This is a genomic window from Bacillus sp. FSL K6-0042 (genome assembly GCF_038006685.1).
Classification (GTDB): domain Bacteria; phylum Bacillota; class Bacilli; order Bacillales; family Bacillaceae_G; genus Bacillus_A; species Bacillus_A pseudomycoides.
This window is the reverse complement of sequence record NZ_JBBOVS010000001.1, coordinates 2715452-2741019: the sequence shown is the minus strand read 5'-3', so window position 1 is coordinate 2741019 and position 25568 is coordinate 2715452. Positions and strand designations below refer to the sequence as shown.

The window sequence follows — 25568 nt, the reverse complement described above, 5'->3', positions numbered from 1 at the left end:
TCACAGTTGCTCAACATTTGCATAATATGCAATGAAAAGTGAACAGAAGGAGTGAATGTTGATGAGTACGGCGGGTTTATTTTCAATTTTTTTGATTGGAATTGCTTCTAATTTAGATAATGCAGGTGTAGGTATTGCGTATGGGATTTGCAAGATTCGAATTTCTTGGTTTAATAATTTTATCATCGCCTTTTTTGGTTTCTTATTTACTCTATTGGCTGGCTTTTTTGGAAGTTGGATTTCATTGTTTATTTCAGATTTTATGGCAAATTTAATAGGTGCACTTGTACTTGTACTAATTGGGGTGTTTGTTTTATGTCAGCCCTTACTTAGTAAGCAAGAGGAGGTTTTAGAGAAAGATGGAAGTATGGTGGGGATATTACGTAATCCGGAGAATGCTGACTTTGATGACTCTAAAACAATCGGTTTTTCTGAAGCACTTGTACTAGGTGTTGCATTATCAATTAATAATATTGCAGGGGGATTTGATGCGGGAGTAACCAATTTGAACCTTTGGTGGACTGCGATTATCTCAGGTGTATTTAGTTTTATTTGTATTAGAGGTTTTTCCTATATAGGGAAGAGATTTTTAGCGGAATATTTAGGGAAATGGGCAACAATTATTGCTGGCATGTTACTGATTCTTATTGGAATTGATCAATTGATGTAAGTTTAGCTGGGAGAACAATATTCGAATATTTCCTTGGAAATACAACAAAGTACTGCATATATCGACGTGTTTTTCTTCATACTAACAGTGATTTCTTTTAAAGAAAGGGGGATGAGTATGGGGCGTGGTAAAGCATTTGATCATAAGAAAAAAGGTCATGATCATCAGCCGCCTAAAGGTGCTTATATTCATAAAGATGTAAATGAGCATACATTAGAAGAGGAAGAATTACCTGTTAATATTGAAACGTATAAAAATAGTTTAAAGAAACATTAAAGCACCTATGTAGGTGCTTTTTTAGCGTATGTCTTCAATTAATTGTTGTGATTCCTCATACATGCCATATTCACCTAGAACTTGAATACAACGCCATTTTAATTCCTCAATACTTGGTTCAAGTTCTTCGGGGAGGACATGATGAATGTCTTCAAGTCCCATTCCAAAATGAATAAGCTCTAGTACTTGATCATCAATATTTCGATCCATTAATAATTCCAATACTTCTACATTGAATATGTACCGATAAGCCTCATCGGGGGAAACAACTTTTAATTTTAAGCTTTCTACAATACTGAGTATAAAAAGAAGGATGGTTTTTTCTAGGACAGGCTGTTCCTCCATTTGAAAAATAAGTTTCATTTCTTTTACACCTCCACCGTATAGCGTTAGGTTGTACTATATTATTCGGGAGGGGGGAACAAATATGCATAATAAAAAAAGTTATCCTATTTAAGTGGGGCAGGATAACTTTTTTATTTGGTGGAATTTGAAATTTAAGTATAGGTAATGAAGAAAACTGTCATTAAGAAACCTTTTTAAAAAATACTCCAACTTTCCTGAGCGGAGAGTAACTCTAATATTTTAAATCCAGCGATACTATTTCCATTTGCATCTAGAGCCGGTCCGAAAATACCGATTCCTATTTCGCCTTTTACGCAGCCAAAAATACCACCGGCCACCCCACTTTTTGCGGGAATACCAACGCGGATTGCAAATTCACCAGATTCGTTGTACATGCCACATGTTACCATAAATGTTTTGCAAATTTTTGTGATATGTCTTGGAATAATTTGTTTTTTCTTATATGGATCGTAGCCATCCATTGCGAAGATTAAACCAATACGTGCTAAATCAATACAGTTTACTTCAATAGCACATTGACGTGTGTATAAATCCATTAATTTCTCGATATTGCCATCAATGATGCCATTTTGCTTCATATAGTAGCAAAGAGACCGATTTAAGTAAGCAGTTTCTAGTTCAGAGATGGCTACTTTTGAAGAGTAGTTAATTGTAGGATTGTCTGTAATATCACGTACAAAGCGGAGAATTCGTTCCATCTTCTCTTCGTTACTATCTCCTGTAAGCATACTTGTAATAGCTAACGCACCAGCGTTAATCATTGGATTAAGAGGTTTAGAAGGGCTAGTTGTTTCTAGCTTAATAATAGAATTGAATGGGTCACCAGTGGGCTCCATTCCAACTTTAGAGAATACATATTCTTCACCGCGATCTAGAAGAGCAAGTGCAAGTGTAATTACTTTTGAAATGCTTTGAAGGGTGAAGAGTGTTTGTGAGTTACCAGCATGGATATATTCTGTCTCTTTATGGTAGATAGCAATCCCTAAATCGTCTGGATTTGCATTTCCTAGTTCGGGGATATAAGTAGCAAGTTTCCCTTTTTTTGTATATGGCTTTACTTGTTCTAACAGCTGTTGTAAGTTATTTGTTTCGATGCACTGCATAATACCACCGCTCCTGTTCCTTTTTCACTAAGTTTACTGTTCCCTATAAACTTGGAAATAAATAATAACATGAAAAAGTGGAATGATAAAATGAAACTTCTATTTGAATAAAAATTGAAAAAACAATATAACCCCTTTTTTAGTTGGGAGAGAGGATCTGGCCATGCATAGAAGCGGTCAGATCTTCTTCCTGCCCTATGCCAAGTAAAACAAAAAGAGAAAACGAGGGCAGGTCACCTTTTGTTCTTCATAGCCGTGGCTTATATGTTGGAAAATCAAAATGGCTGTATAGTTGCCGTATCTTTCATTTTAGTCGGTAATAAAAGGAGAATTCCCCTTTTATATAACAGTTTGGAAATGGGGAATATATCCATAAAAAGCCCGCAAATAAAAGCTACACATCTATACAACTATATGTTAATATGGTTATGTAATAGAAAGCGTTTTCTAAGGTGCAATTATAATGATAACGATTTCATAAATTGAATAGGGGGAATTACAATGTTGCAGTTTCTACAACGTATTGGTAAAGCGTTAATGCTTCCAATCGCAGTGTTACCAGCAGCAGGATTATTGCTTCGTTTAGGTCAACCAGACGTATTTGATATTCCTGTTATGGCACAGGCCGGTGCAGCAATCTTTGATAACTTAGCACTTATTTTTGCAATTGGTGTTGCAATCGGTTTATCTGTTGATGGTAGTGGTGCCGCAGGTCTTGCAGGTGCGATTGGTTATCTAGTTATGAAGAATACAACTAATACTTTAAGTGTTAGTTATTCAACAGCAGAATTAAATGATAAATTAAAAAGTGTTCAAGACTTACTCGGTTCAGTTGATCCAAGTAAGTTAGCGGATACAATGACAAAAGTTTCAAAAGCATCGGCTTTAACACCGAAGATAAATATGGCTATACTTGGTGGTATTATCGCCGGGGTTGTCGCTGGCTTATTATATAACAAATTCCATAAGATTAAATTACCAGAATGGTTAGGATTCTTTGCAGGAAAACGATTCGTGCCAATTATTACTTCTGTTGTCATGCTTCTTTTAGGATTAGTATTCGGTCAAGTTTGGCCAACAATTCAAAGCGGTATTGATGCAGTAGCACACGGTATTGTAAACTTAGATGCAATCGGAGCTGGTCTATTCGGTTTATTAAACCGTCTATTAATTCCAATTGGTTTACACCATGTAATGAACACATATTTCTGGTTTGTACTTGGTGACTTTACAAATGCAGCAGGCGATATTGTTCATGGTGATATCGCACGCTTCTTTGCGCAAGATCCATCAGCAGGTATGTTTATGACTGGTTTCTTCCCAATTATGATGTTCGGTTTACCAGCAGCATGTTTCGCAATGATTGCGGCTGCTAAACCAGAAAAACGTAAAATGGTTACAGGAATGTTAGTTGGTCTTGCTTTAACATCGTTCTTAACTGGTATTACAGAACCAATTGAATTCTCATTCATGTTCTTATCTCCAGTATTATATGGTATTCATGCTGTATTAACAGGTATTTCGTTATTTGTAACAACAAAACTTGGTATTCACGATGGTTTCTCATTTAGTGCCGGTGCGATTGATTATTTCTTAAACTTAGGTATTGCAACAAAACCGTTATTATTAGCGGGAATTGGTTTAATTTATGCAGCAATTTACTTTGTGGTATTCTATTTCCTAATTAAGAAATTTAACTTAAAAACTCCAGGTCGTGAAGATGATGAGGAGTTAGTAGAAGAAGGTGAAGCACCAGTTGCAGGATCTATCGGTGAAACTTACGTAGCAGCATTAGGCGGAAAAGACAACTTAACCGTTATTGATAACTGTGCGACTCGTTTACGCCTACAAGTCAAAGATGCAAACTTAGTAAATGAGCCAGCATTAAAACGTGCCGGTGCAAAAGGTGTTATGAAATTAAGTAATACAAGCGTGCAGGTTATCGTAGGTACAAACGTTGAATCTGTAGCTGATGATATGAAAAAACATGTATAAATAATTGTAAAAGAGGATGTTCAAAAAGGTCGATAAAGTTGATCTTTTTGAGGACATCCTCTTTTTTTATAGAAATATTATCGGGAATCTTACTTTTGAAAATTTTCTTTTTCTTTTTTGTACATATTTGTTGGTAATACGTTCGTCACATGATAAAGTAGGGATGGTATAAAACAAAACTTCCATTAGTTAGGAGAAATTAGAGGGTATCTTTTTTATGAATGGATTAAATTATTGATAAATAAGGGGAAAAAAGAACCATGAATGAAGAAAAGGATAGCGTCAGTATGAAAGCCCGTCGACCGGTTACATACATAAAAAGAACGGTCATTCTCATTGTATTGTTTTCGCTTGTATATTTTGTGTTTACAAAAATTACTTCACATAATAAGAAAGAGAATGCGTTAAAAGCAACTAGGGAAGTAAAGAAAGAAACGGTACAAAAACAAGCAGAACAAAAACAAGCAGAACAGCCTCCGGAAGTGCCACCGCAAGCTAAGGAAGTGGAACAACCTGTCCAAGGACCACCACAAGAAATTAATGAGAATGCCAAATTAGATGAGTATTTAAAGAGCAAAAATTTTAGTGGAACAGCAGTTGTTGTGAAAAATGGAAAAGTACTTTTGAATAAAGGGTACGGGCTGGCAAATCAGGCGAAACAAATACCAAATAATTCAGAAACAACATTTTATATTGGCTCAATTTCAAAGGCATTCGTAGCGACAGCGATTATGCAGTTAAAAGATCAAAATAAAATTCAAACAGAGGATACAATAGCGAAATATATTCCTAGTTTTCCAAGAGGTAGCGAAGTTAAGTTAGTTCATCTATTGACACATACATCTGGAATTCCTGAATATGAGGCAGGGGCAGATGATATTTCTCATGAGGAATTGTTGAAGCGAATTGGACAACAAAAACCTTTATTTAATCCAGGTGAAAAATGGAAGTATTCGGATTCCAATTATTCAATACTTGGTTACATTGTTGAGAAAGTTAGTGGACAACCGTTAGAAGAATATATTAAACAACATATTTTTGATGTTGTAGGCATGAAAAATTCGGGCTTTGGTACTGAATTAGAGAAAACAAAGTATCCTTCTACTGGTTACAAGATTGTAAATAATAATATGACAGTACCTGCTATCCCGAGCATGTCACAATTATATGGAAATGGCGACATATATACGAGTGCAAATGATTTATACTTATTTAACGAAGCGCTATTTTCTGGGAAGCTAATATCCAAAGAAAGCTACAATCAAATGTTTACAGCATTTAAAAAAGATTATGGATTTGGATGGTATGTAAATCCGGGAAGTTACTCTAATCACGGTGTAATGCCGGGATGGAATTGTTTAAATGGATTTAGTAGAAGTGGTAATGCGTATGTTATTTTATTATCTAATATTCAAAATAATATTAAATCATTTGGTACGGTTAATAATGATATTTATACGATGTTGCAGCATATTGAAGTGTAAGAGACTATCTTTTGAGGTAGTCTTTTTTTCGTGTAAGTTGAGAAGGGATATATTTATTGAGATAATGAAAAAAATGGAAAAAGGGGGATGTTATGAGCATTTATAAGCATCATGCACGTAATGCGAGGCGAACATTGTTTGTAGCTATTATTGTATGGGTTATTATTGCGATTGGATTTGTAGTGGAATATCGAAAAGGAACAGTTTTTAGTTCGGAAAAGGATACTCTAAAATCAATAAGTATTATGTTATCAGCATGTATTCTACTAATTTATGGTTTGATAGAAAGAAGTAGAGCAAAAGGGATAGAGCAGGTAATTCAAGACAAAGAAATCTCCTTATTGTTGGAGCAGCGGAGATTTGTTATCCGTAGAGAAACAGGTATATTTAAGACAGTTACATACTTTGGATTAGATGGAAATACAATAGGAGTGCTCAAAGAAAGATATAATTCTCAGATTCAAAAGATATGGAAATGTATCTTATCGTTTTTCTTTAAAGGAATGCATGAGCAGCAATTTTATTTATGTAATGAATTAGGAGAAGAGCTGTTAATAGTCAAGAAGAAAAGGGGCATACGGAATTCGTATTCATTTCATAGCATAAAGGGAGAGAAAATTGGTGAATTGAACCAATTGCTAAGTTTAACAAAATGGGAATGGTGTTTTTTATCAGTGGATGGACAGGAAGTTGGGAAAATTACAGGAGATTTATCGACAACGATGCAAAAGGGAAAGTGGCAAGATGGAACTTATATTGATGTAAAAGAAGACGGCATTCCACTAGAAGCAGTTCAATATTTTTCAGCAAGTGGCGGGTCACTTGTTTCGATATCGGTATCTGAACATGCGGATTTTGAAAAAGCGGTATACTATGCGGTAACAACAATTATAACCTTTAAAAATTAGAAGACATCGTAGTAGGATGCCTCTTTTATTGGAAAAGTATAGAGTTGACAATTAAACTTCGTTGTAACTATAATTGTTTCAACTTGATCGTAAAGGGGAAATTAATCATGAAAAGAAGTGTACCAAACAGGTACACTTCTTTCTATTCTGTTCTAAAAAAACTATAACAGAATAGGAGGTAAAGGTATTACAGTTTAAAATGGGTATGACCCTTTATACTACAGAATAGGATTCGTTTATAAGAATACCAAAAAAATACAATTAAGGAAAGAGTTAATTTAAAAGAGCTTTAAATGAAGTTAACACTATGTGTATAGTAATTTGTTCAATATTTCACAAACGTGTCACAACTATCTCATTCGCTTTTTAAAAAAAAGTAGTATTCTAAATGTGTAAGCTGTTATATAAAAAATCTTAGTCCTGTACTAATCAAAAAATGGAGGAGATTAGGATGACTCAAGTATTAGAAACTGCAAAAAATTCATGGACAAACTTTAAAGGTGAAAAGTGGAAAGTAGAGATTGATGTTCGCGATTTCATTTTAAATAATGTAAACATTTATGAAGGTGATGAAACCTTCTTAGAGGAAGCAACAGAAGCAACGAAGAAACTTTGGGATCAAGTTATGGATTTAACAAAACAAGAACGTGAAAATGGCGACGTCCTTGATATGGATACAAAAATTGTTTCTTCTATTACATCGCATGACCCAGGATATTTAAATAAAGATATTGAAAAAGTAGTTGGTTTTCAAACTGACAAACCATTTAAACGTTCTTTACAACCATACGGTGGTATTCGCATGGCAGAGCAAGCTTGTGAAGCTTATGGATACGAAATGGATAAAGAACTTAGCCGTATTTTCAGAGATTGGCGTAAAACGCATAACCAAGGTGTATTCGATGCTTATACTCCTGAAATGAGAGCAGCTCGTAAATCAGGCGTTATTACAGGTCTTCCAGATGCATATGGCCGTGGTCGTATTATTGGTGACTATCGCCGCGTTGCATTGTACGGTGTTGATCGTTTAATTGAAGCGAAAAAAGAAGATTTAAATTTAACTGGCGGTGTAATGAGCGAAGAGACAATGCGTTTACGTGAAGAGTTATCTGAGCAAATGCGTGCACTTCAAGAATTAAAACAAATGGCTGCTTCTCATGGTTTTGATATTTCTAAACCAGCAACAAATGCACAAGAAGCGTTCCAATGGTTATATTTTGCTTATCTTGCAGCGATTAAAGAACAAAATGGTGCAGCGATGAGTCTTGGCCGTACGTCTACTTTCTTAGATATCTTTATTGAAAGAGATTTAGTAAACGGTACATTAACAGAAGAAGAAGCACAAGAAATTGTGGATCACTTCATTATGAAATTACGTCTTGTGAAATTTGCGAGAACACCTGATTACAATGAATTATTCTCTGGTGATCCAACTTGGGTAACGGAATCTATTGGTGGTATTGCACTTGATGGTCGTCCATTAGTAACGAAAAACTCATTCCGTTTCTTGCATACATTAGATAACTTAGGACCAGCACCAGAGCCAAACTTAACAGTTCTTTGGTCTAAACAATTACCACAGAACTTTAAAAACTACTGTGCAAAAATGTCTATTAAAACATCTGCAATTCAATATGAAAATGATGACATTATGCGCCCAGAGTATGGCGATGATTACGGTATTGCTTGTTGTGTGTCTGCAATGAGAATCGGTAAGCAAATGCAGTTCTTCGGAGCTCGTGCAAACTTAGCTAAGACACTATTATATGCAATTAATGGCGGTAAAGATGAAAAATCAAAAGAACAAATTGGACCTGAATTTGCACCTATCACTTCTGAAGTATTAGATTACGAAGAAGTTATGCGTAAATTTGATATGACAATGGAATGGCTAGCAGGTTTATATTTAAATACATTAAATGTAATTCACTATATGCATGATAAATATAGCTATGAACGCATTGAAATGGCACTTCATGATACAAATGTTCTTCGTACAATGGCAACAGGTATCGCTGGATTATCTGTAGTAGCTGATTCTTTAAGTGCAATTAAATATGCGAAAGTAAAACCAATTCGTGATGAAAATGGCATTGCAGTTGACTTTGAAATTGAAGGTGATTTCCCTAAATATGGTAACAACGATGACCGTGTAGATGAAATTGCAGTAAACCTTGTGAAAACATTTATGAACAAGCTTCGTAAACATAAAACATACCGTAACTCTGTTCATACAATGTCAATCTTAACAATTACATCTAACGTTGTATATGGTAAGAAAACTGGTAACACTCCAGACGGTCGTCGTACTGGTGAGCCATTTGCACCAGGTGCAAATCCAATGCATGGACGCGATACAAAAGGTGCACTAGCATCACTATTATCTGTTGCAAAATTACCATATGAAGACGCACAAGATGGTATTTCTAATACATTCTCAATTATTCCAAAAGCACTTGGTAAAGAAGATGATGTACAAGTACGCAACTTAGTATCTATGCTAGATGGATATGCTGTAAAAGAAGGCCATCACTTAAATATTAACGTATTTAACCGTGAAACATTAATGGATGCAATGGAACATCCTGAAAAATATCCACAATTAACAATTCGTGTATCTGGTTACGCAGTTAACTTCATTAAACTAACTCGTGAACAACAAATCGATGTAATTAACCGTACAATGCATGAAAGTATGTAAGTAAAAAGTTTCCCTCTGTTGTAATAAAAGCAGAGGGAGGCTGTTTCAATAAAGGAGGAAGTTAACATGGTAAAAGGAAGAATTCATTCTGTAGAGTCTTGTGGTACTGTTGATGGCCCAGGAATTCGTTATGTCATATTTACACAAGGGTGTCTATTACGCTGCCAATATTGTCATAATGCTGATACGTGGGAAATCGGTAAAGGAAAAGAAATAACAGTTGAAGAAGTGATGCAGGATGTTACATGTTACCTTCCCTTTATTGAAGCTTCCGGTGGTGGCATTACTGTGAGCGGTGGGGAACCATTACTGCAGTTAGACTTTTTAATTGAGCTATTTAAGAAATGTAAAGAAATCGGAATTCATACGACAATTGATTCTTCAGGTGGTTGCTATTCTGAAGAGCCAGAGTTCCAAAGAAAATTAGATATCTTAATGGACTATACAGATTTAGTATTATTAGATTTAAAACATATCGATCCTAAAAAGCACCGTAAATTAACTGGTAAAACGAATGAACACATTCTACAATTTGCTCGTTATTTATCTGATAAACAAAAACCAATTTGGGTAAGACACGTATTAGTTCCCGGTGTTACAGATAGTGAAGAAGACTTGCAGAGATTATCTAGCTTCATTCAAAGTCTTTCTAATGTAAAGAAAGTTGAAGTCTTACCATATCACAAGCTTGGTGTATATAAATGGGAAGCACTTGGACATAAGTATCCTCTTGAAGGGGTAGAACCTCCAACAGAAACAAGTGTTCAAAAGGCAAAAAATATTTTACAAGCAGTCTAATCCAGATGGTGGGTTAGGCTTTTTGCTTTCTTTTAATAAAATCTAGAGTATATCTATAGAAAAGAGTATACTGAAAGTAGAATATCCATATTTTTGTAAAGAAATAAGAGGATAAATTTACATAATTGTAAAGGGAAAACCAAATAGTAACAAGAATTAAGAAGTAGCAGGGTGAGTATCATGAAATATGATCATTTGTAAGTTATTGCGAAAGCTCTGATAGGAAAGTATAATGTAAAGATATGAGCACAGATAGGATTAAGGGGTCAATCTTATATGCTTTGCATATCCACGACAGGTACATAGCTAACATGAAAGTGTTGGAATCCAAACATGTAATTTTTTTTAGGAAAATGTTTTTCCTATTGTCGTATATGCAATATGGAAAAGCGAAAAAGCTAGGAGTGGATTTGTTTGATAAAAAACCCCAAGGTTTTAATATTAACTGCACATTACGGTAACGGTCATGTGCAAGTAGCAAAAACATTAGCACAAACATTTCGTCAAAAAGGAATTGAGGATGTGATTGTGTGTGACCTATTTGGAGAGTCACATCCAGTCATAACGGATATTACAAAATATTTATACTTGAAAAGTTATACAATAGGTAAAGAGCTATATCGCTTATTTTATTATGGTGTAGAAAAGATTTACGATAAGAAAATTGCATCGTGGTATGCGAATTTTGGGAGAAAACGCTTAAAAGCATTATTACATGCAGAAAAACCAGACATTGTTATTAATACATTTCCAATTATTGCAGTACCGGAATTGAAAAAACAAACAGGTTTCTCAATTCCTGTTTATAATGTGTTAACAGATTTTTGTTTACACAAAATATGGATTCATCGTGAAGTAGATCGTTATTTTGTAGCGACAGATCATGTGAAAAAAGTAATGGTTGAAATTGGTGTACCTTCAGAGCAAATCGTAGAAACTGGGATTCCAATTCGTAAAAGCTTCGAGGGAGCTATTAATCCAGAAATTCTGTATAGTAAATATCACTTATCTCGTGAGAAAAAGATTTTACTTATTGTAGCAGGTGCCCATGGTGTATTAGGAAATGTAAAAGAATTATGTCAATCATTTATGACAGTTCCTAATCTTCAAATAGCTGTTGTCTGTGGGAAAAATGAAGCCTTAAAACAAGAGTTATTAGGGCTTAAGGAACAAAAGCCTGAGGCATTAACAGTATTTGGTTATGTAGAGAATATCGATGAGTTATTCCGTATTACCTCTTGTATGATTACAAAGCCAGGAGGCATTACATTAAGCGAAGCGGCAGCTTTACAAGTACCTGTCATTTTATATAAACCAGTACCGGGACAAGAAAATGAAAATGCAATGTATTTTGAAAAAAAAGGAGCTGCACTTGTAATTCGCGAAGATGAGGACATTTTTGCGAAAACAAAGGCACTATTAGAAGATGATATGAAGCTTTTACAGATGAAAGAAGCGATGAAAGGTATCTATCGTCCGGAGCCGGCTTGTCACATTGTTGATACAATCTTAGAAGAAAATCATGTGCAGCCTAATCATATGCCAATCAAGTCACCAGCCCTTGCTCAATCTTTTACGTAATATGAAACCCTCTTTTTATTTTGAAAGAGGGGTTTTTGTTGTTTTGTAGGAATTCAGTATAATGAATAGAGTTAGTAAGAAGGTATATATGCATCGGCAGTTAATAAAATCATAAGCTTTAATAGGATCCCTATCTCAAAGCGCAGCCAAAGCAAAGAAATTAGGTGTGAGATTAACTATCCATAAAAGCTCGATTGGTAAGGGCTAATAATCAGTGAGGGATTAAGTTTCACTTTATATTTTGGTTGTATGTTATCCACAAAAGAATGTGGTTTCAATAGACGGTAAAGTCGGAATATTAACAATGATATCCACATTGTCCACAATTTTCAGAAAAATTATCCACAAAATAAACATGATATTTGTGATTAAGTTTATAATAATCCAAAAGAATCGATAAATTTATACACAATTCTATTAATTCTGTGGATAAAGTTTTCCACAAAAAATACCCCTTATAATATAAGGGGTAAATCTTTACTTTGTCATCCAAAAAGTAAATGGTAGGAGAGGGTAAAAAAATCACCTCAAGTTTCACTTTATCCCACTATTTGTGGGCAGTAAAATTCCATCTCAAACTTTGACGAAAGCAAAGAAGTTAAGTGATCAACTGCCCGTAAAAGCCCGATTGGTGAGGGCTGATAATCAGTGAAGGATAAAGCACCCATTGATTAAAATTTCACTTTATAATTATACACCTTTAGGACGATATCCCGCTGCACGATCTGCTCTTCGAAACTCGCGCTGATAAAGAACCTCTTGTGTACTATTTAATGTATTTCTTGCTTTTTCACGTTTCTTTCTATCCATTACAAATCACCTCGTGTCATAAAGTTATTATCTATCATTTCCAATGACATAAAGAGGTATACACAATAAACAAGTATATTCATTTTATCCCGCTATTCGCGGGCAGTAAGGCCCCCACTGATTAAAATTTCACTTTATAATTAGTGACATACTACGCTTCTTTTAAATGATGAGTATCTTGGAATGTGGTATCACGCATTGTAGAAAGAGTATATTGATCTTTTGGAATTTCATATAAGCTATATACTTCTTCGATTGCGTTAATTTGATCATAAACAGCTTTTCTAGTTTCGTTTGCTAGGTTTACATATGGTAGTTTTTCAGCTGCTTTCATCGAACGAATATTTACTTTGCGAATACGCATAAAGATTGTTTCAATATCTAACTCATAGAAAAGCTCGCTGAAAAAAGCATCTTTTGCTAATTTATTATACCCCTGGCCATGATACGGTTTTCCAAGCCATGTACCAAGAAAACCAGCTTTTTCTTGCACATCAAATAAAGTAATCGTGCCGATAGGGTTTCCCCATTCATCTAAAATTGTGCGTGAAATTAATTCACCACGCTCTTCTGCTTCTATTGTTTGCTTTGTTAAAAATAAAAACTCTTCGTATGAATAAGCTTTTTGACGCACAAAAGGGAAGACAGCAGGATCCACCATTAAATCGTATAGAACGTGGCTGTCGTGTAAGTCGCGTTTTTTTAACATACTAACTCCTCCTCACATGAGGGTAGCATGACGAAAAAACACCCCACCCTCGAAATTTTTATATCAACCTTTAAAAAATTTCGGGGTGGGAATCGAACCCACTAGAACCAGTCTATAACGCTGGTGGCGCACCATTTGCCTTCCCCATTCATCAATTTGAAATGAAAAATCACGACACAAATTGATTATGGTTTCATTCAGTTTATAATCGTATAATACTTTATCTAGTCAAAAAAATAAACTAATTTTTTTTATTTTTTTTGTAAATTATTTTTCCGTCAATCATAGTTAGTACGGGCTTGGCTAAGTAATGAAATGGGTGATGTGTCCATAATACAAGATCGGCATCTTTTCCAACTTCAATACTTCCAATTCTTTTCTCTAAACGTAAGTTTCGAGCGGGAATGATTGTAACTCCTTCTAATGCAATTCTTTCATCTAATCCTTCCCTGACAGCGATGGCTGCACAAACATTTAAATATTGAATGGGAGTATAGGGATGATCTGTTGTAATCGAAACTTCTATCCCATGCTTTGATAAAGTATGGTAAGTATCCCATGATTTATTTTTGAGTTCAATTTTTGATCGGCGTGTTAATGTCGGACCAACAGATATTTTTAAATTTTGATTGGCAAGTTCTTTTACAATAAAATGTCCTTCTGTGCAGTGTTCAATACGTAAATCAAGATTGAATTCTTTTGCAAAGCGAAGAGAGGAAAGAATGTCATCTGCCCGATGAGCATGAATACGTACTGGAATTTCTCGGCGCAAAGCTTTTAGAATAGGGAGCATTCGAAAATCTGCTTCGTTTCCATAATGTTGTGCTTCGTAAAAAGATTCACGAAGCAATCCCATAATCCCCATACGAGTAATCGATTCTTTTGTGCCATTACTATGAACTCGTTTTGGATTTTCTCCAAATGCAATTTTTAATCCAGCAGGTTCTTGAATAATCATATGATCGATACAAGTTCCGGCAGTCTTAATCACACATGTTGTCCCGCCAATAATATTTTGACTTCCAGGCATAACGTGGGCAGTTGTAACCCCATTTTGAACCGCATCTTGAAAAGCAATATCAAAAGGATGGATACCATCTAAAGAACGAATATGTGGTGTTAATACTTCAGATGTTTCATTGGCATCATTTCCAGCCCATCCAGTCCCTTCATCGTATAGGCCAAGATGAGTATGCACATCGATAAATCCTGGTAAGAGGTGAAGGGCTCTTGCATCAATAACAGTCATATCTTGAGAGGGCTCAATATGTGGTTTTATCGCAGCGATTTGATTGTGTTTAACCAATACATCTCCTTGAAATTTGGAAGAAGTAATGGGATATACAATGGCCTGCTTAAATAGCGTTTTCATAGATACCTCATTTCCATTGGCTAATAACCTTTAAATTAGTAAATAGAACAATTTTAATGGGTTTATTTCAGAAGTACTACAGTGTATGCAATATAATATTTTGTAATGCATGGTTTAATGTAGGAAACGAATATTGGTATCCGTGCTGTATTGCTTTGTTAGGCAATACATGTTGTCCTTGTAGCACAAGCATACTCATTTCTCCAAGTAAAGCATGTAGTGCAAATGCTGGAACGGGAAGCCAATGTGGGCGATGCATGATAAATGAAAGTGTCTTTCCAAACTCTTTCATTGTTGTAGGATTTGGTGCTGTAATGTTAAGAGGGCCTTCTATTTCTTTTGTGTCTATTGCAAAATCAATCATGCGGATGACATCATCTAGATGAATCCAAGACAGCCACTGATTACCTGAACCGATTGTTCCACCAATAAATAATTTGTAGGGAAGCAACATTTTAGGAAGGGCACCACCCTCTTTTCCTAAAACAATTCCAAAGCGTGTATAGACGGTTCGAATTCCGAGAGAAGTTGCATGAGAGGCTGCTTCTTCCCATAGTTTTACTGTAGTTGCTAAAAAGTCACTGCCATGTTCTTTGTTCTGTTCTGTAAAAATTTTTGTTTCAGCTGTACCGTAATAGCCAATTGCGCTAGCGTTAATAAAAGTATGGGGCTTATTTGGTAATGTTTGTAATTGTTTGATGAGACTATTTGTTGTATGAAGACGACTCGTTATAATGTTTTCTTTCTGCTTCTTTGTCCATCGACCGTTATTAATAGATTCTCCAGCTAGATTAACAACAACATCGATAGAGGTGAGAGGGAATTTAGGTGAGCATTTATCCCATTGGACGTAGTGAATGTTAGAGTTGAAAGGGGTCTCTTTTTTTTCTCGGGTGAGAATGTAAATGGTGTACCCTTTTAGGTCTAAAAAAGTAGCTAATGCTTTACCGATAAAACCAGTTCCCCCAGAAATTGCAATTTTCAACTGAACTTCCTCCTCATTATATATATTCATGAAAAGCAAAATTGTTCCGCAACTATGTTAAAATAGTAGCGAGGTGAAGAATATGGCTGTCATTACAAAAATAGAAGTACAAAAACGAACGAAAGAACGATTTAATATTTATATTGATAAAGGACAAGGTGAAGAATACGGATTTAGTGTGAATCAAGTAACCTTAATCAAGCACGGTTTGCAAAAGGGTTTAGAAATCGATGAAGTAGAGTTAGCAAATATTTTATACAATGAAGAAGTACAAAAAGCATATTTGCAAGCAATTTCTTATTTATCCTATCAAATGCGGACGAAACAGGAAGTAGAAGAATACTTACGAAAAAAAGAAATTGGACAAGCCGTCATCTCTGAAGTTATTTCGAAATTATTACATGATCACTATATTAATGATAAAGAGTATGCCATTTCGTATGTGCGAACTCATAGTAACGTGAATCAAAAAGGACCGACAATTATTAGACGGGAACTTTTTAGTAAAGGTGTCCAAGATATAATTATTACTCATAGTTTACAAGAATATCCGAAAGAGAAACAAATTGAAAATGCCTTTGAGCTTGTAGAAAAAAAGAAAAAGTCCTATCAAAAGCATTCTTTTTTACAAATGAAACAAAAGCTAGAAGAAATGTTAGTCCGTAAAGGATATAATCGTGATGTAATTCAAATTTGTCTAGAAGAATTAAAAGAGGAAAAGGATGATACGCAGCAACAAGCTGCATTGTTATATCATGGAAATAAGTATCATGAGAAGCATAAAAAGCATGATGGATGGACATATGAAAACAAGATGAAACAAGCATTATATCGAAAAGGATTTTCTATTGATGAGATAGAGACATTTTTACAAATGAAACGTGAAGAGGGATGAGAGAATATGCTGAATATGCCAAAACGTTATAGTGATATGACACCACATGAGTTAAGAGAGGAAATTGGCATTTTAAAAGAACAGGCTGTGAAAGCAGAGCAGCTTGGTATAGTAAATGAGTTTGACGTATTAATGAGAAAAATGGCAATGGCTCGTGCTTATATGACAGATGTAAACGCATTTCAGATTGGTGAAACGTATGAACTTATAGAAGAACCGGGTGTCTTCTTTACGATTACGTATTTCAATGGGGTATTTGCTTGGGGACATAAACAAAATGAGACAGAGGAAATTGGTATTCCTATTTCGCTATTACAAGAGAAATAAAAAACCAGAGAGCCTTGGCTGCTCTGGTTTTCATTTTTCGTAGTTGTTAAAGGAGATAGGCAATTAAATTTGGCGTTTTCTCATCTCATTCGCCAAAATAATGAGAGACTGGGTTTGTTGCGTCTGTCCATTTACTTGCGCTTTTGCATGTTTCGGACGTGCCCAGGTAGGGTTGAATAATTCAGAACGACGATCTAAATGATTACGGTAGCTCATCTTTATCACCTCATGTAGGAAGTTAATTGCAATAACTCTTTAGAACGGACTATTGTTTTTACTCTTCCTGATGATTTGCGGCACGCATACGTTCCTGTGGGTGCGTGTTAATTGTGCCGTTAGGTCTTTTCGAAGCAAAACGAGCTTTTGCTTTCGTTGGACCCTCGATTTTGCTGTTGTTTTTTGATTCAGACCAAAATTCGGCTTGTCTACCCAAGAAGAACGCCCCCTCATTATTAAATGATACTTACTAAGAAGTATCATTAATAGAATGTGCAAAATAGAGAAAATTATGCTTGAACATAAAATGAAACTTCTGTTGGCGATGGAAGAAGTTCATGAATGCGTGTATCCTTTTGTTCATTTATAATTTTGATGTGGTAATGAGGTTTGGAAATAAAGTACGAAATTAATAAAAGGAGAAATAAATAATGAATGATAAGTATGAAGTATTAACAAAAGAATTACTTGAAAAAAATAGCTTTCTGTCTTATTCTCAGGCTCGTGCATGGATTGAGTTATTATGGGAGGACTTCCAAGTAACGTATGCAAAGTCTGGTCGTTATCAAGGTGAAGAAATGACGGAACAAATTGTAAGAACATGGATTAATAACCATGGTGAGCGTCTTCATGAAATCCGCACGAATAATCCGAAATATAGTCATTTAATTAATCAAGATGATCATTTAAAGCATTAAGAAAAGCGACCGAAGTTGGTCGCTTTTTTTAATGCGGAATCAATTCCAATTTTTTACGAAGCTTTTCTTCACTAAAAATCCATCCAGTATAGGAACTAATAATATTTAAATTTTGATCCAGTTGGACAATTGCAACGAATGGGTAATAGTCTTTACTACGGTACCGTAAATCGATAAAACGCACTTCATAATAGTTGTCGTAATCAAAAATATCCCAGCGGTATACGGGTGAAAAAGATAAAAAAGCAGAAATGTTTTCATCTCTTTGTGCAGCTCGCATAATTTTATTATCCGGAAGTGGAATACGATCAAATTTATCATGCACCATAATATGGCCGCGGTGCCAACGCGCAACATAATAGTGTTTTTTTGTTACAATAGCCAAATGATAGTGATAAAAGCGATAAGAAGGAGAAATAATGACTTCCTCTACATCTTCAAATCGTTTGTAAACTACACTTTTTACATTTTGTCTCATTATAATTCGACCGACATAGTAGACAAACATTAATATATATGCAGCTAAAGCAGTATATCCTTTATGGGAGCCAACAACCATACAAGCGATAGCGAGTATATGGATAAAGAAAATAACAGCATCAAATGTATTAATTACACCTAATGCAACCCACCTTTTTGTAAAAGGCCTCAACGCTTGTGTACCATAGGCGTTAAAAATATCAACAAACACGTGAAGAAAGACGGCGATAAATGACCAAAGTAGTAGATGAAAATAGGGAGCTTCTGTAAAGAAGGCAAAGGAAATTCCGCTTATAAGGAAAGACCAGAGAATAACAGCAGGAATGGAATGAGTAACCCCGCGATGGTTTCGTATATATTTTGCATTATTACGTAATTTTAAGACGGTATCAATATCAGGAATATTGGAGCCAGCGATCGTTGCAAGCATAACAGCTTGTGGTCCGAAATCACTCTGGCTAATGGCTGGATCTAACGTTGCTAAACCACCTAATGTGACGCCCATAACAAGGTGAGTGGCCGTGTCCATGGAAATACACCTCCGTTTTTTATTAATGTAACTCTTTTTATTCGATATCTCAAGGCATTTGCCTTCTATTTCCTATATCATCTTACTTAAATTTTTTCCTAAAATCTTTATAATAGTACGTATATGCAAAAAATGAGGGGGATCAAGCTTGGCACTTGAAATATTAGATGATTTTAACATAGAGAAGTTTCAACATGATTTAATTAGTTGGTTTGAAAAAGAACAGCGTGATTTACCGTGGCGTAAAAATAAAGATCCGTATCGCGTTTGGGTTTCTGAAATTATGTTGCAGCAAACAAGAGTGGAAGCTGTAAAACCATATTACGCAAATTTTATGGGAAAGTTCCCAACATTAGAAGCGTTGGCATCGGCAGATGATGAAGAGGTATTAAAAGCATGGGAAGGCCTCGGTTATTATTCTAGAGCGCGGAATTTACATGCAGCGGTGAAGGAAGTAAAAGAAGTATATGGTGGAAAAGTACCAAGTGATGTGAAAAAAATTGAAAAATTAAAAGGTGTTGGTCCATACACAAAAGGTGCAATTTTAAGTATTGCATACGGTATACCAGAGCCAGCTGTAGATGGAAATGTAATGCGTGTTTTATCCCGTATATTATCGGTTTGGGATGATATTGCGAAACCTAAGACGCGAAAAGTATTTGAAGAGATTGTACGTGAAATCATTTCAAAGGAAAATCCGTCTTATTTTAATCAAGGATTAATGGAGCTAGGTGCGCTCATTTGTATTCCGAAAAATCCAGCTTGTTTACTTTGTCCAGTTCGGGAACACTGTCGTGGTTATGCAGAAGGTGTACAGAAAGAGTTGCCGGTCAAAAGTAAGGCGAAAGCTCCTAAAATGGTGCCGCTTGTTGCGGGTGTGCTGCAAACAGAAGATGGAAATTATGTAATTAACAAAAGGCCGAGTACAGGATTACTTGCGAATATGTGGGAATTCCCAAATGTTGAAATTAGCGAAGGGATTCGAAATCAGAAACAACAGCTTACTGATTATATGAAAGAGAACTTTTCCATTTCTATTTCCATCGATGAGTATGCAATGAATGTGCAACATACTTTTACTCATCGGACATGGGATGTATTTGTATTTTATGGGAAGGTAACAAGTGCTATTAAAGAAACAGATACATTAAAAGTTGTATCTAAAGAAGAATTTGAAAAATTACCTTTTTCTAAATCGCATCGTATGATTTATGAAGAATGTGTTAAAAAACTTCAGCCTTAATGGTTGAAGTTTTTTCGACATAAACATAATAATTACTTACAAATATTTCATATTCCCTTAACAAATGACAAATACAATGAAAGTTGTAATGAAAAATTTAAAGGGGGATAGGAAATGCTTAAAAAAGTAATCCGTTCAGCAGTTGTAGCGACTTTCTTACTTCAAACGTTGACTGGGCCAGGCCATGTCACTTTTGCTGAGGAGAAGGAACAAAATCAGCAAGCTCTCATTTCAGAAGCTCATTATACGGACGATCTACGCTATATCGAATTGTATAACCCATCAGCGAAAGTTATGGATATGAAGAATGTTCAACTGAAGGTCAATGGAAAAGTGCTAAAACTTAAAGATGAAAATGAAAAGCAATCTGTACAACCAAAAGAAACGAAGTTAATCGTATTTGGAAATAAAACAGTTAATGAGATTAATGAGCGCTATAAGACGGAAATAAAAGAAGAACAAGTTTTATTTGCTACTGAGGATTTAAGTGATAAACAAATTAGGATTGAAGTAACGACTGAAAAAAATGAAACGGTAGATGTCATTGAAACAAGAAAAGAGAATAAAGATGTATCAATTCATTCTTTTTGGAATGAAACAAAGAAAGAAATAAAAAATGAAATACCATCACCTGGGACTTACACTGTATTCCAATCGCATAAAAAAGAAAAACCACCTACAGAACCCACACAAAAAGAGGCAGTCCAGCCAGACTCCAAACAACTAGAGCCCACACAACCAAACTCCAAAGAAACGATAGAAAAGCAGCCTGCACAAAAAGATAATAATCAAAAAGAAAAGTCATTACAAGAAACAGCGCATGTACCTAAAATGAAAATTAATGCACATGAAGATTTACCGATTGAACTTCAGTTAGCGAGTGTATACGATAAGGCAAAAGTAAACCTTGTATATCGTAGTGCGTCCGGTTTGTTAGTGAAAAAACTGGAAATGAACAAAGGTGAGAATAATTTGTATTCTACTGTTGTTCCAAAGCTAGATGTTTGGTCTGATACGTTTACATATTGGTTTGAAATTGAACAGGATGGAAAGGTTGTTACCTTTCCAGAAAAAGAACAATATGTAAGTGCTGTTGAGCGTCATGTAGAGGATTATACAAAGAATAGGGCAGTTATGATTACTGAACTAATGCCAGATACGATAAATGTGAACGGGAAAGATGGATATGAGTTTATAGAAATATACAATAATTCTAGTGAAGCAATACAGTTGAAAGATTATAAACTTATTTATAAGTATTCAGAAACTGGAAGTGAAGATTGGAATTTCACAGAAAATGCAACAATTCCATCAAAAGGAACGAAAGTGTTTTGGATTAAAAATGAAGGAAACGCAGCATTATCAAAACAAGACTTTATTCAAGCATACGGTGGGAATATAACCGAGGAACAAGTTCTTCCACTTAAAGTGGATGGAATGTCTAATAGCGCTGGGAGAACCATTCAATTTGCTGATCAGTACGGAACAGTTTTATCATCTGCAACATATGGGAAAGAGGATGTAAAGGTTGGTCAGAGTATGGCGTATGCATACAAAACCGAAAGTACTGAAATGCAAAAAGTAGGTTGGTTTGAAAAAGGAACACCTGGTGTGCAAATACCATTTCAAGTACCGCTAGAGCCAGTAAAACAATCAGATCAAGTAGGCGTTTCGATTGAGCATACGGCATTACCTGCTCATATAGTAACAGAAGATTTAACTATCACTGCAACGATTAAGGGCGGAGAGAATGTAGCAGTTTTGTATACCCAAGATGGCAAGTTAGCACACAAAAAATTGCAGATGAATAAAGAAGGAAATAGCAATGTTTATAAGGTGACAATTCCTCAAAAAGAGCTATGGAGAAATTCATTATTCTATAAAATTGTCGTGCAAGGGAATCAAGAAACCATTGAAAAATCTTATGAAACAAAAATAGAGCATAAAAAAATAGATCCACAAAGCGTACCGCCATTTTTGATTACCGAAGTGACGCCGGACACGACGAATGTTGGAAAAGCAGATGGATATGAATTTATTGAAGTGTATAACAATAGCACACAAGATCTTAATTTTAAGGATTATACAATTCGATATCGTTATCCATCTGAAGGACCAGAAGGTGATCTCATTTGGGGATCTACTCCCGATGATGTTGTAATTCCATCAGGGCAGTCTCTCGTATTTTGGATTATAAATGGTGAAAACAATGAGAAAAACGTTGCTGACTTTAATAAACAATTTGGTGTGAACTTAGTAGAAAATAAAAATATTGTTAGAATATATTCAAATGGAATGGCGAATGGAAGTGCACGTGGCATTGTCGTTGCAACAAAGACGGGGACAGAAATTGCATCTGCTTACTATAATGATCAAGCAAATCAAGCAGATGTGAAAGCTAATAAGGGAATTTTATATCGCTATCCTCAAGATGGCTCGCAAACTATGCAAAAGGTCAGTGGTGCAGAACATAATGCATCGCCTGGAACTATATTCGAAGGACAAGTACCAGCTGAACGAGTTGCCTTGAAAGAAGATACGATTGCACCGACGATTTCACATAAAGTGGCAGAAGGGCTAATTTCTGAATTTCAAGATCATAAATTGGGTTTTTCTGTTCTTGATAACGAACGTGTTAAGAGTGTGAAATTATATTACAAAACGAATCCGAATGCAGAATATAAGGCTGAAAATTTAGTAGAGAATCGTGTAGATAAAAAATATCATTATACCATTTATTCACCTGAATTAATTGGAAAAGAGAAAGTGACATATTACTTGGAAGCTTCTGATGGCTTCAATGTAGTAAAAAGTGATATGTATTCAGTGCAAATAGCTGGGGAGAAAGATAAAGGACCTCTTCGTCTTAATGTAAAAGATGATGAAGTGGTTGCAAATCAAGTTTTATTAAAAGGAACCTCTTCGTCGGTTGGGGCTGAACGACTTGCTCTTTTAGTGGATGGAAAGAAAGTTGAGACGAACACATATCGTTCGTTAGAGAAGCCTGCTTATTTTGCTTTCGATGTGAAGCAAACTGACTTGTATTTTAAAAACGCAGTCACAATTGGGAATGAAGTATTACGTATATTTGATGATACGTATAGTGATTATGTCACATTAACTGTAAAAATTGATCAATCAAAAATTAAATATAATGAGCCGTTCAAAATTGATATTCGATCTGGCACAAAGACGTCACCATTTGACAATCGAGTTGAAGAGAATAAAGATGATTTTTATTTGAAAAATGTTCGCCTTGTATTAGCGGATGGAACGACTTTATATGATCCGAATTTTGCAAATCCAAATCAGGAGTTATCAATTGGTGATGGAGATACATCAACACCAGTATTTACGTTCGGATTCCAAGTTCCAGAGGATAAGTTTATTTCGAATGCATATTTATGGGATACAAAACAAGTGAAGGATGGAAAGCATCGAATTGCAGTGCAAGATGGTGTGAATAAAGAAGTCGTTGCAGATGTAAAAGTTGATAATACACCACCAAAGATTTCAACTACGGTACAGAACGAGAAAAAATATAAAGGGAAAATTCCAATTGATGTAACGGTTACAGATGATGTAGCAGGAGTGAAAAGTAAAAAAGTTATATTGGATGGTAAGGAAATTGTAACTCCTTATGAAACATCATCTGCACAATTAGCAGCAGGAAAGCATGAGTTACATGTAGAGGCTGAGGATCAGGTAGGAAATCGTGAAGAAAAGACAATTATGTTTGAAACTTGGGCAGAAAATCCAACAGATCCTACTCCAATTGCACCTAAAGATGGAGAAAAAAATGTGAGCACGAATCCGACACTTGAAGCAAAAGTAACTGATCCAACAAATGACGCAATGAAGGCAACATTTTATAAAGGATATACGTATAAGCCGAATGAAACGGATCGTATGAAAATTACCGAAAATTCGATAGAACAAGAACCACCACAAGCTTTTTCTGTGAATGGTGAGAAAAGTTTTGACCAAGATCAGCTAAGTAAAGTTAGTAAAAAAGATGGGAAATATTATACAACGGAATCAACAGAGAAATTTCCATATCATCGTTTTGATGTAGCGGTTGCTGATGATGTGAAAAACGATGATACGGTAGAAGTAAAATGGTATGGACATTCTCTAGAAGGAAGAAAAGTTACGATGTATGCTTGGAACTACATGACAAATAAGTGGACAGAACTTACATCGAAAATTGCTGGGGATAAGGACTTTGAATTAAAAGGTGCTGTATTAGCGAAAGAATATGTAAAAGATCAAAAAGTAAGTGTAATTGTGCAAGACCAAATTCCAAGTTCACCAAATAAGTTTGATTACACATTTGTATGGATGTCGGATACACAGTATTACTCTGAAAGTTATCCCTATATTTACAAAAGTCAGGTTGACTGGATTGCTGCACAAAAGGATCCATTAAATATTAAATATGTATTCCATACAGGGGATCTTGTTGATAAGTCATATCAAGAATTTCAATGGCAGCGCGCAGATGAATACATGAAAGTACTTGAGAATGCGAAAGTACCGTATGGTGTGTTGGCCGGGAATCATGATGTAAATCATAAAGATGAAGACTATACAGCATACTCGAAATATTTTGGGGATTGGCGTTTTAAAGATAAGCCATTTTATGGCGAAAGTTATAAGGATAACCGCGGACATTATGATTTGATTTCAGTAAAAGGTAACGATTTTATTATGCTGTATATGGGATGGGGCGTTACAGATGAAGATATTCAATGGATGAAGGAAGTATTGCAGAAATATCCGAATCGAAAAGCGATTTTATCATTCCATGAATATTTACTTGTATCAGGCAATCGTAGTCCGATTGGTGACAAAATTTTTAATGAAGTAGTTAAACCGAATAAGAATGTGTTAGCTGTGTTGAGTGGACATTATCACGATAGTGAGACATTAGTTGATGAAATTGATGAGAATGGGGACGGCATCGTAGATCGTAAAGTATATCAAATGCTGGCGGATTATCAAGGTGGCCCAGAAGGGGGACAAGGCTATATGCGACTTTTACAATTTGATACAACTGCGAACAAAATGTATGTCAAAACGTACTCTCCATATTTAAATGAGTATAATTTTTATAAACCAGAAGAGTATCCAGGAAAAGATGAATTTGAATTAGACGTTGATTTACAACCTGCGATAAAACAAGTCGCAACAGACTATGTAGAAGTAAACGTGTACACGAATGAAGTAATCGGTAAAGATAATTTTGTGGCGAATTGGCGCAACGCAAAAGTAAAATTGGAGAATTTAAAGGAAAATACGACGTATCAATGGTATATAAAAGTCGAAGACCGATATGGTGGTCAAGTGACTTCACCAGTTTGGTCCTTTACAACAGGTAAAAAAGGTTGGAGATGGAACGTGTTCCCAAATTAGGGAACAC

The 25568-nt window shown here is 35.2% G+C and carries 22 protein-coding genes; 13 read left to right on the top strand and 9 right to left on the bottom strand.

Features of this window, described 5'->3' with window-relative positions:
* The first annotated feature begins 61 nt into the window (after nucleotides 1-61).
* Complete coding sequence (gene ytaF, locus MHH45_RS14045; protein ID WP_016132526.1) at nucleotides 62-670, top strand: sporulation membrane protein YtaF; 609 nt, start codon at nucleotides 62-64, stop codon at nucleotides 668-670.
* Nucleotides 671-787: 117 nt separating this feature from the next.
* Nucleotides 788-946: a hypothetical protein gene (locus tag MHH45_RS14040; RefSeq protein ID WP_016112970.1), complete on the top strand. Its 159-nt coding sequence runs from the start codon at nucleotides 788-790 to the stop codon at nucleotides 944-946.
* A 21-nt stretch (nucleotides 947-967) separates the two neighbouring features.
* Here the strand turns inward: MHH45_RS14040 and MHH45_RS14035 are convergent, their stop codons facing one another.
* A complete protein-coding gene (locus tag MHH45_RS14035) occupies nucleotides 968-1309 on the bottom strand; it encodes a DUF3969 family protein (RefSeq protein WP_016112971.1) in 342 nt (113 codons plus the stop codon).
* A gap of 176 nt (nucleotides 1310-1485) precedes the next feature.
* A complete protein-coding gene (gene glsA, locus MHH45_RS14030; protein WP_016112972.1) occupies nucleotides 1486-2415 on the bottom strand; it encodes a glutaminase A in 930 nt (309 codons plus the stop codon).
* A gap of 501 nt (nucleotides 2416-2916) precedes the next feature.
* On the opposite strand from glsA, the gene nagE reads away from it, so the two are divergent.
* From nagE to MHH45_RS14000, 6 genes are all read left to right on the top strand, one after another.
* Complete coding sequence (nagE, locus tag MHH45_RS14025; protein ID WP_016112973.1) at nucleotides 2917-4410, top strand: N-acetylglucosamine-specific PTS transporter subunit IIBC; 1494 nt, start codon at nucleotides 2917-2919, stop codon at nucleotides 4408-4410.
* Between the two features lie 260 nt (nucleotides 4411-4670).
* On the top strand, nucleotides 4671-5894 hold the full coding sequence (locus MHH45_RS14020; RefSeq protein WP_016112974.1) for a serine hydrolase domain-containing protein: 1224 nt from the start codon (nucleotides 4671-4673) through the stop codon (nucleotides 5892-5894).
* 92 nt (nucleotides 5895-5986) lie between these two features.
* The gene (locus MHH45_RS14015) at nucleotides 5987-6802 is read left to right on the top strand and encodes a sugar ABC transporter ATP-binding protein (RefSeq protein ID WP_088093923.1); all 816 of its coding nucleotides are present in this window, start codon (nucleotides 5987-5989) and stop codon (nucleotides 6800-6802) included.
* Between the two features lie 451 nt (nucleotides 6803-7253).
* Entirely contained in the window at nucleotides 7254-9503 is a 2250-nt protein-coding gene (gene pflB, locus MHH45_RS14010) for a formate C-acetyltransferase (RefSeq protein ID WP_016112976.1), read from the top strand.
* Between the two features lie 66 nt (nucleotides 9504-9569).
* Nucleotides 9570-10301: a pyruvate formate-lyase-activating protein gene (gene pflA / locus MHH45_RS14005; RefSeq protein WP_016112977.1), complete on the top strand. Its 732-nt coding sequence runs from the start codon at nucleotides 9570-9572 to the stop codon at nucleotides 10299-10301.
* A 414-nt stretch (nucleotides 10302-10715) separates the two neighbouring features.
* Nucleotides 10716-11882, top strand: a complete 1167-nt coding sequence (locus MHH45_RS14000; RefSeq protein ID WP_016112978.1) for a diglucosyl diacylglycerol synthase — start codon at nucleotides 10716-10718, stop codon at nucleotides 11880-11882.
* Between the two features lie 690 nt (nucleotides 11883-12572).
* Here MHH45_RS14000 and MHH45_RS13995 read toward each other — a convergent pair.
* From MHH45_RS13995 to MHH45_RS13980, 4 genes are all read right to left on the bottom strand, one after another.
* Entirely contained in the window at nucleotides 12573-12692 is a 120-nt protein-coding gene (locus tag MHH45_RS13995; RefSeq protein ID WP_003194890.1) for a YfhE family protein, read from the bottom strand.
* 151 nt (nucleotides 12693-12843) lie between these two features.
* Nucleotides 12844-13401: a GNAT family N-acetyltransferase gene (locus MHH45_RS13990; RefSeq protein ID WP_016112979.1), complete on the bottom strand. Its 558-nt coding sequence runs from the start codon at nucleotides 13399-13401 to the stop codon at nucleotides 12844-12846.
* Between the two features lie 241 nt (nucleotides 13402-13642).
* Nucleotides 13643-14773, bottom strand: a complete 1131-nt coding sequence (locus MHH45_RS13985; protein ID WP_016112980.1) for an amidohydrolase — start codon at nucleotides 14771-14773, stop codon at nucleotides 13643-13645.
* Between the two features lie 76 nt (nucleotides 14774-14849).
* A complete protein-coding gene (locus MHH45_RS13980; RefSeq protein WP_170927935.1) occupies nucleotides 14850-15788 on the bottom strand; it encodes a TIGR01777 family oxidoreductase in 939 nt (312 codons plus the stop codon).
* A gap of 52 nt (nucleotides 15789-15840) precedes the next feature.
* On the opposite strand from MHH45_RS13980, the gene recX reads away from it, so the two are divergent.
* A complete protein-coding gene (recX, locus tag MHH45_RS13975; RefSeq protein ID WP_003194898.1) occupies nucleotides 15841-16653 on the top strand; it encodes a recombination regulator RecX in 813 nt (270 codons plus the stop codon).
* Between the two features lie 9 nt (nucleotides 16654-16662).
* Nucleotides 16663-16980 (top strand): YfhH family protein, encoded by a 318-nt coding sequence (locus MHH45_RS13970; protein WP_077295057.1) that lies wholly within the window; start codon nucleotides 16663-16665, stop codon nucleotides 16978-16980.
* Between the two features lie 63 nt (nucleotides 16981-17043).
* On the opposite strand, the gene MHH45_RS13965 is transcribed toward MHH45_RS13970, so the two are convergent.
* Both MHH45_RS13965 and MHH45_RS13960 read right to left on the bottom strand, forming a co-directional pair.
* A complete protein-coding gene (locus MHH45_RS13965) occupies nucleotides 17044-17196 on the bottom strand; it encodes a YpzG family protein (protein ID WP_000122139.1) in 153 nt (50 codons plus the stop codon).
* A 58-nt stretch (nucleotides 17197-17254) separates the two neighbouring features.
* The gene (locus MHH45_RS13960; protein ID WP_016112983.1) at nucleotides 17255-17413 is read right to left on the bottom strand and encodes a small, acid-soluble spore protein K; all 159 of its coding nucleotides are present in this window, start codon (nucleotides 17411-17413) and stop codon (nucleotides 17255-17257) included.
* Nucleotides 17414-17627: 214 nt separating this feature from the next.
* Here MHH45_RS13960 and MHH45_RS13955 point away from each other — a divergent pair, with 214 nt between their 5' ends.
* Complete coding sequence (locus MHH45_RS13955; protein ID WP_003194903.1) at nucleotides 17628-17894, top strand: YfhJ family protein; 267 nt, start codon at nucleotides 17628-17630, stop codon at nucleotides 17892-17894.
* Nucleotides 17895-17922: 28 nt separating this feature from the next.
* Here MHH45_RS13955 and MHH45_RS13950 read toward each other — a convergent pair whose 3' ends face one another.
* Nucleotides 17923-18903, bottom strand: coding sequence for a metal-dependent hydrolase (locus MHH45_RS13950; protein WP_016132529.1), 981 nt, complete (start codon nucleotides 18901-18903; stop codon nucleotides 17923-17925).
* Between the two features lie 148 nt (nucleotides 18904-19051).
* Between MHH45_RS13950 and mutY the strand changes: the two genes are divergently transcribed.
* Together mutY and MHH45_RS13940 are read left to right on the top strand one after the other, a co-directional pair.
* Complete coding sequence (gene mutY / locus MHH45_RS13945; RefSeq protein ID WP_006093315.1) at nucleotides 19052-20146, top strand: A/G-specific adenine glycosylase; 1095 nt, start codon at nucleotides 19052-19054, stop codon at nucleotides 20144-20146.
* A gap of 114 nt (nucleotides 20147-20260) precedes the next feature.
* Nucleotides 20261-25561, top strand: a complete 5301-nt coding sequence (locus MHH45_RS13940; RefSeq protein WP_088093924.1) for a lamin tail domain-containing protein — start codon at nucleotides 20261-20263, stop codon at nucleotides 25559-25561.
* The last annotated feature ends 7 nt before the right edge of the window (nucleotides 25562-25568 follow it).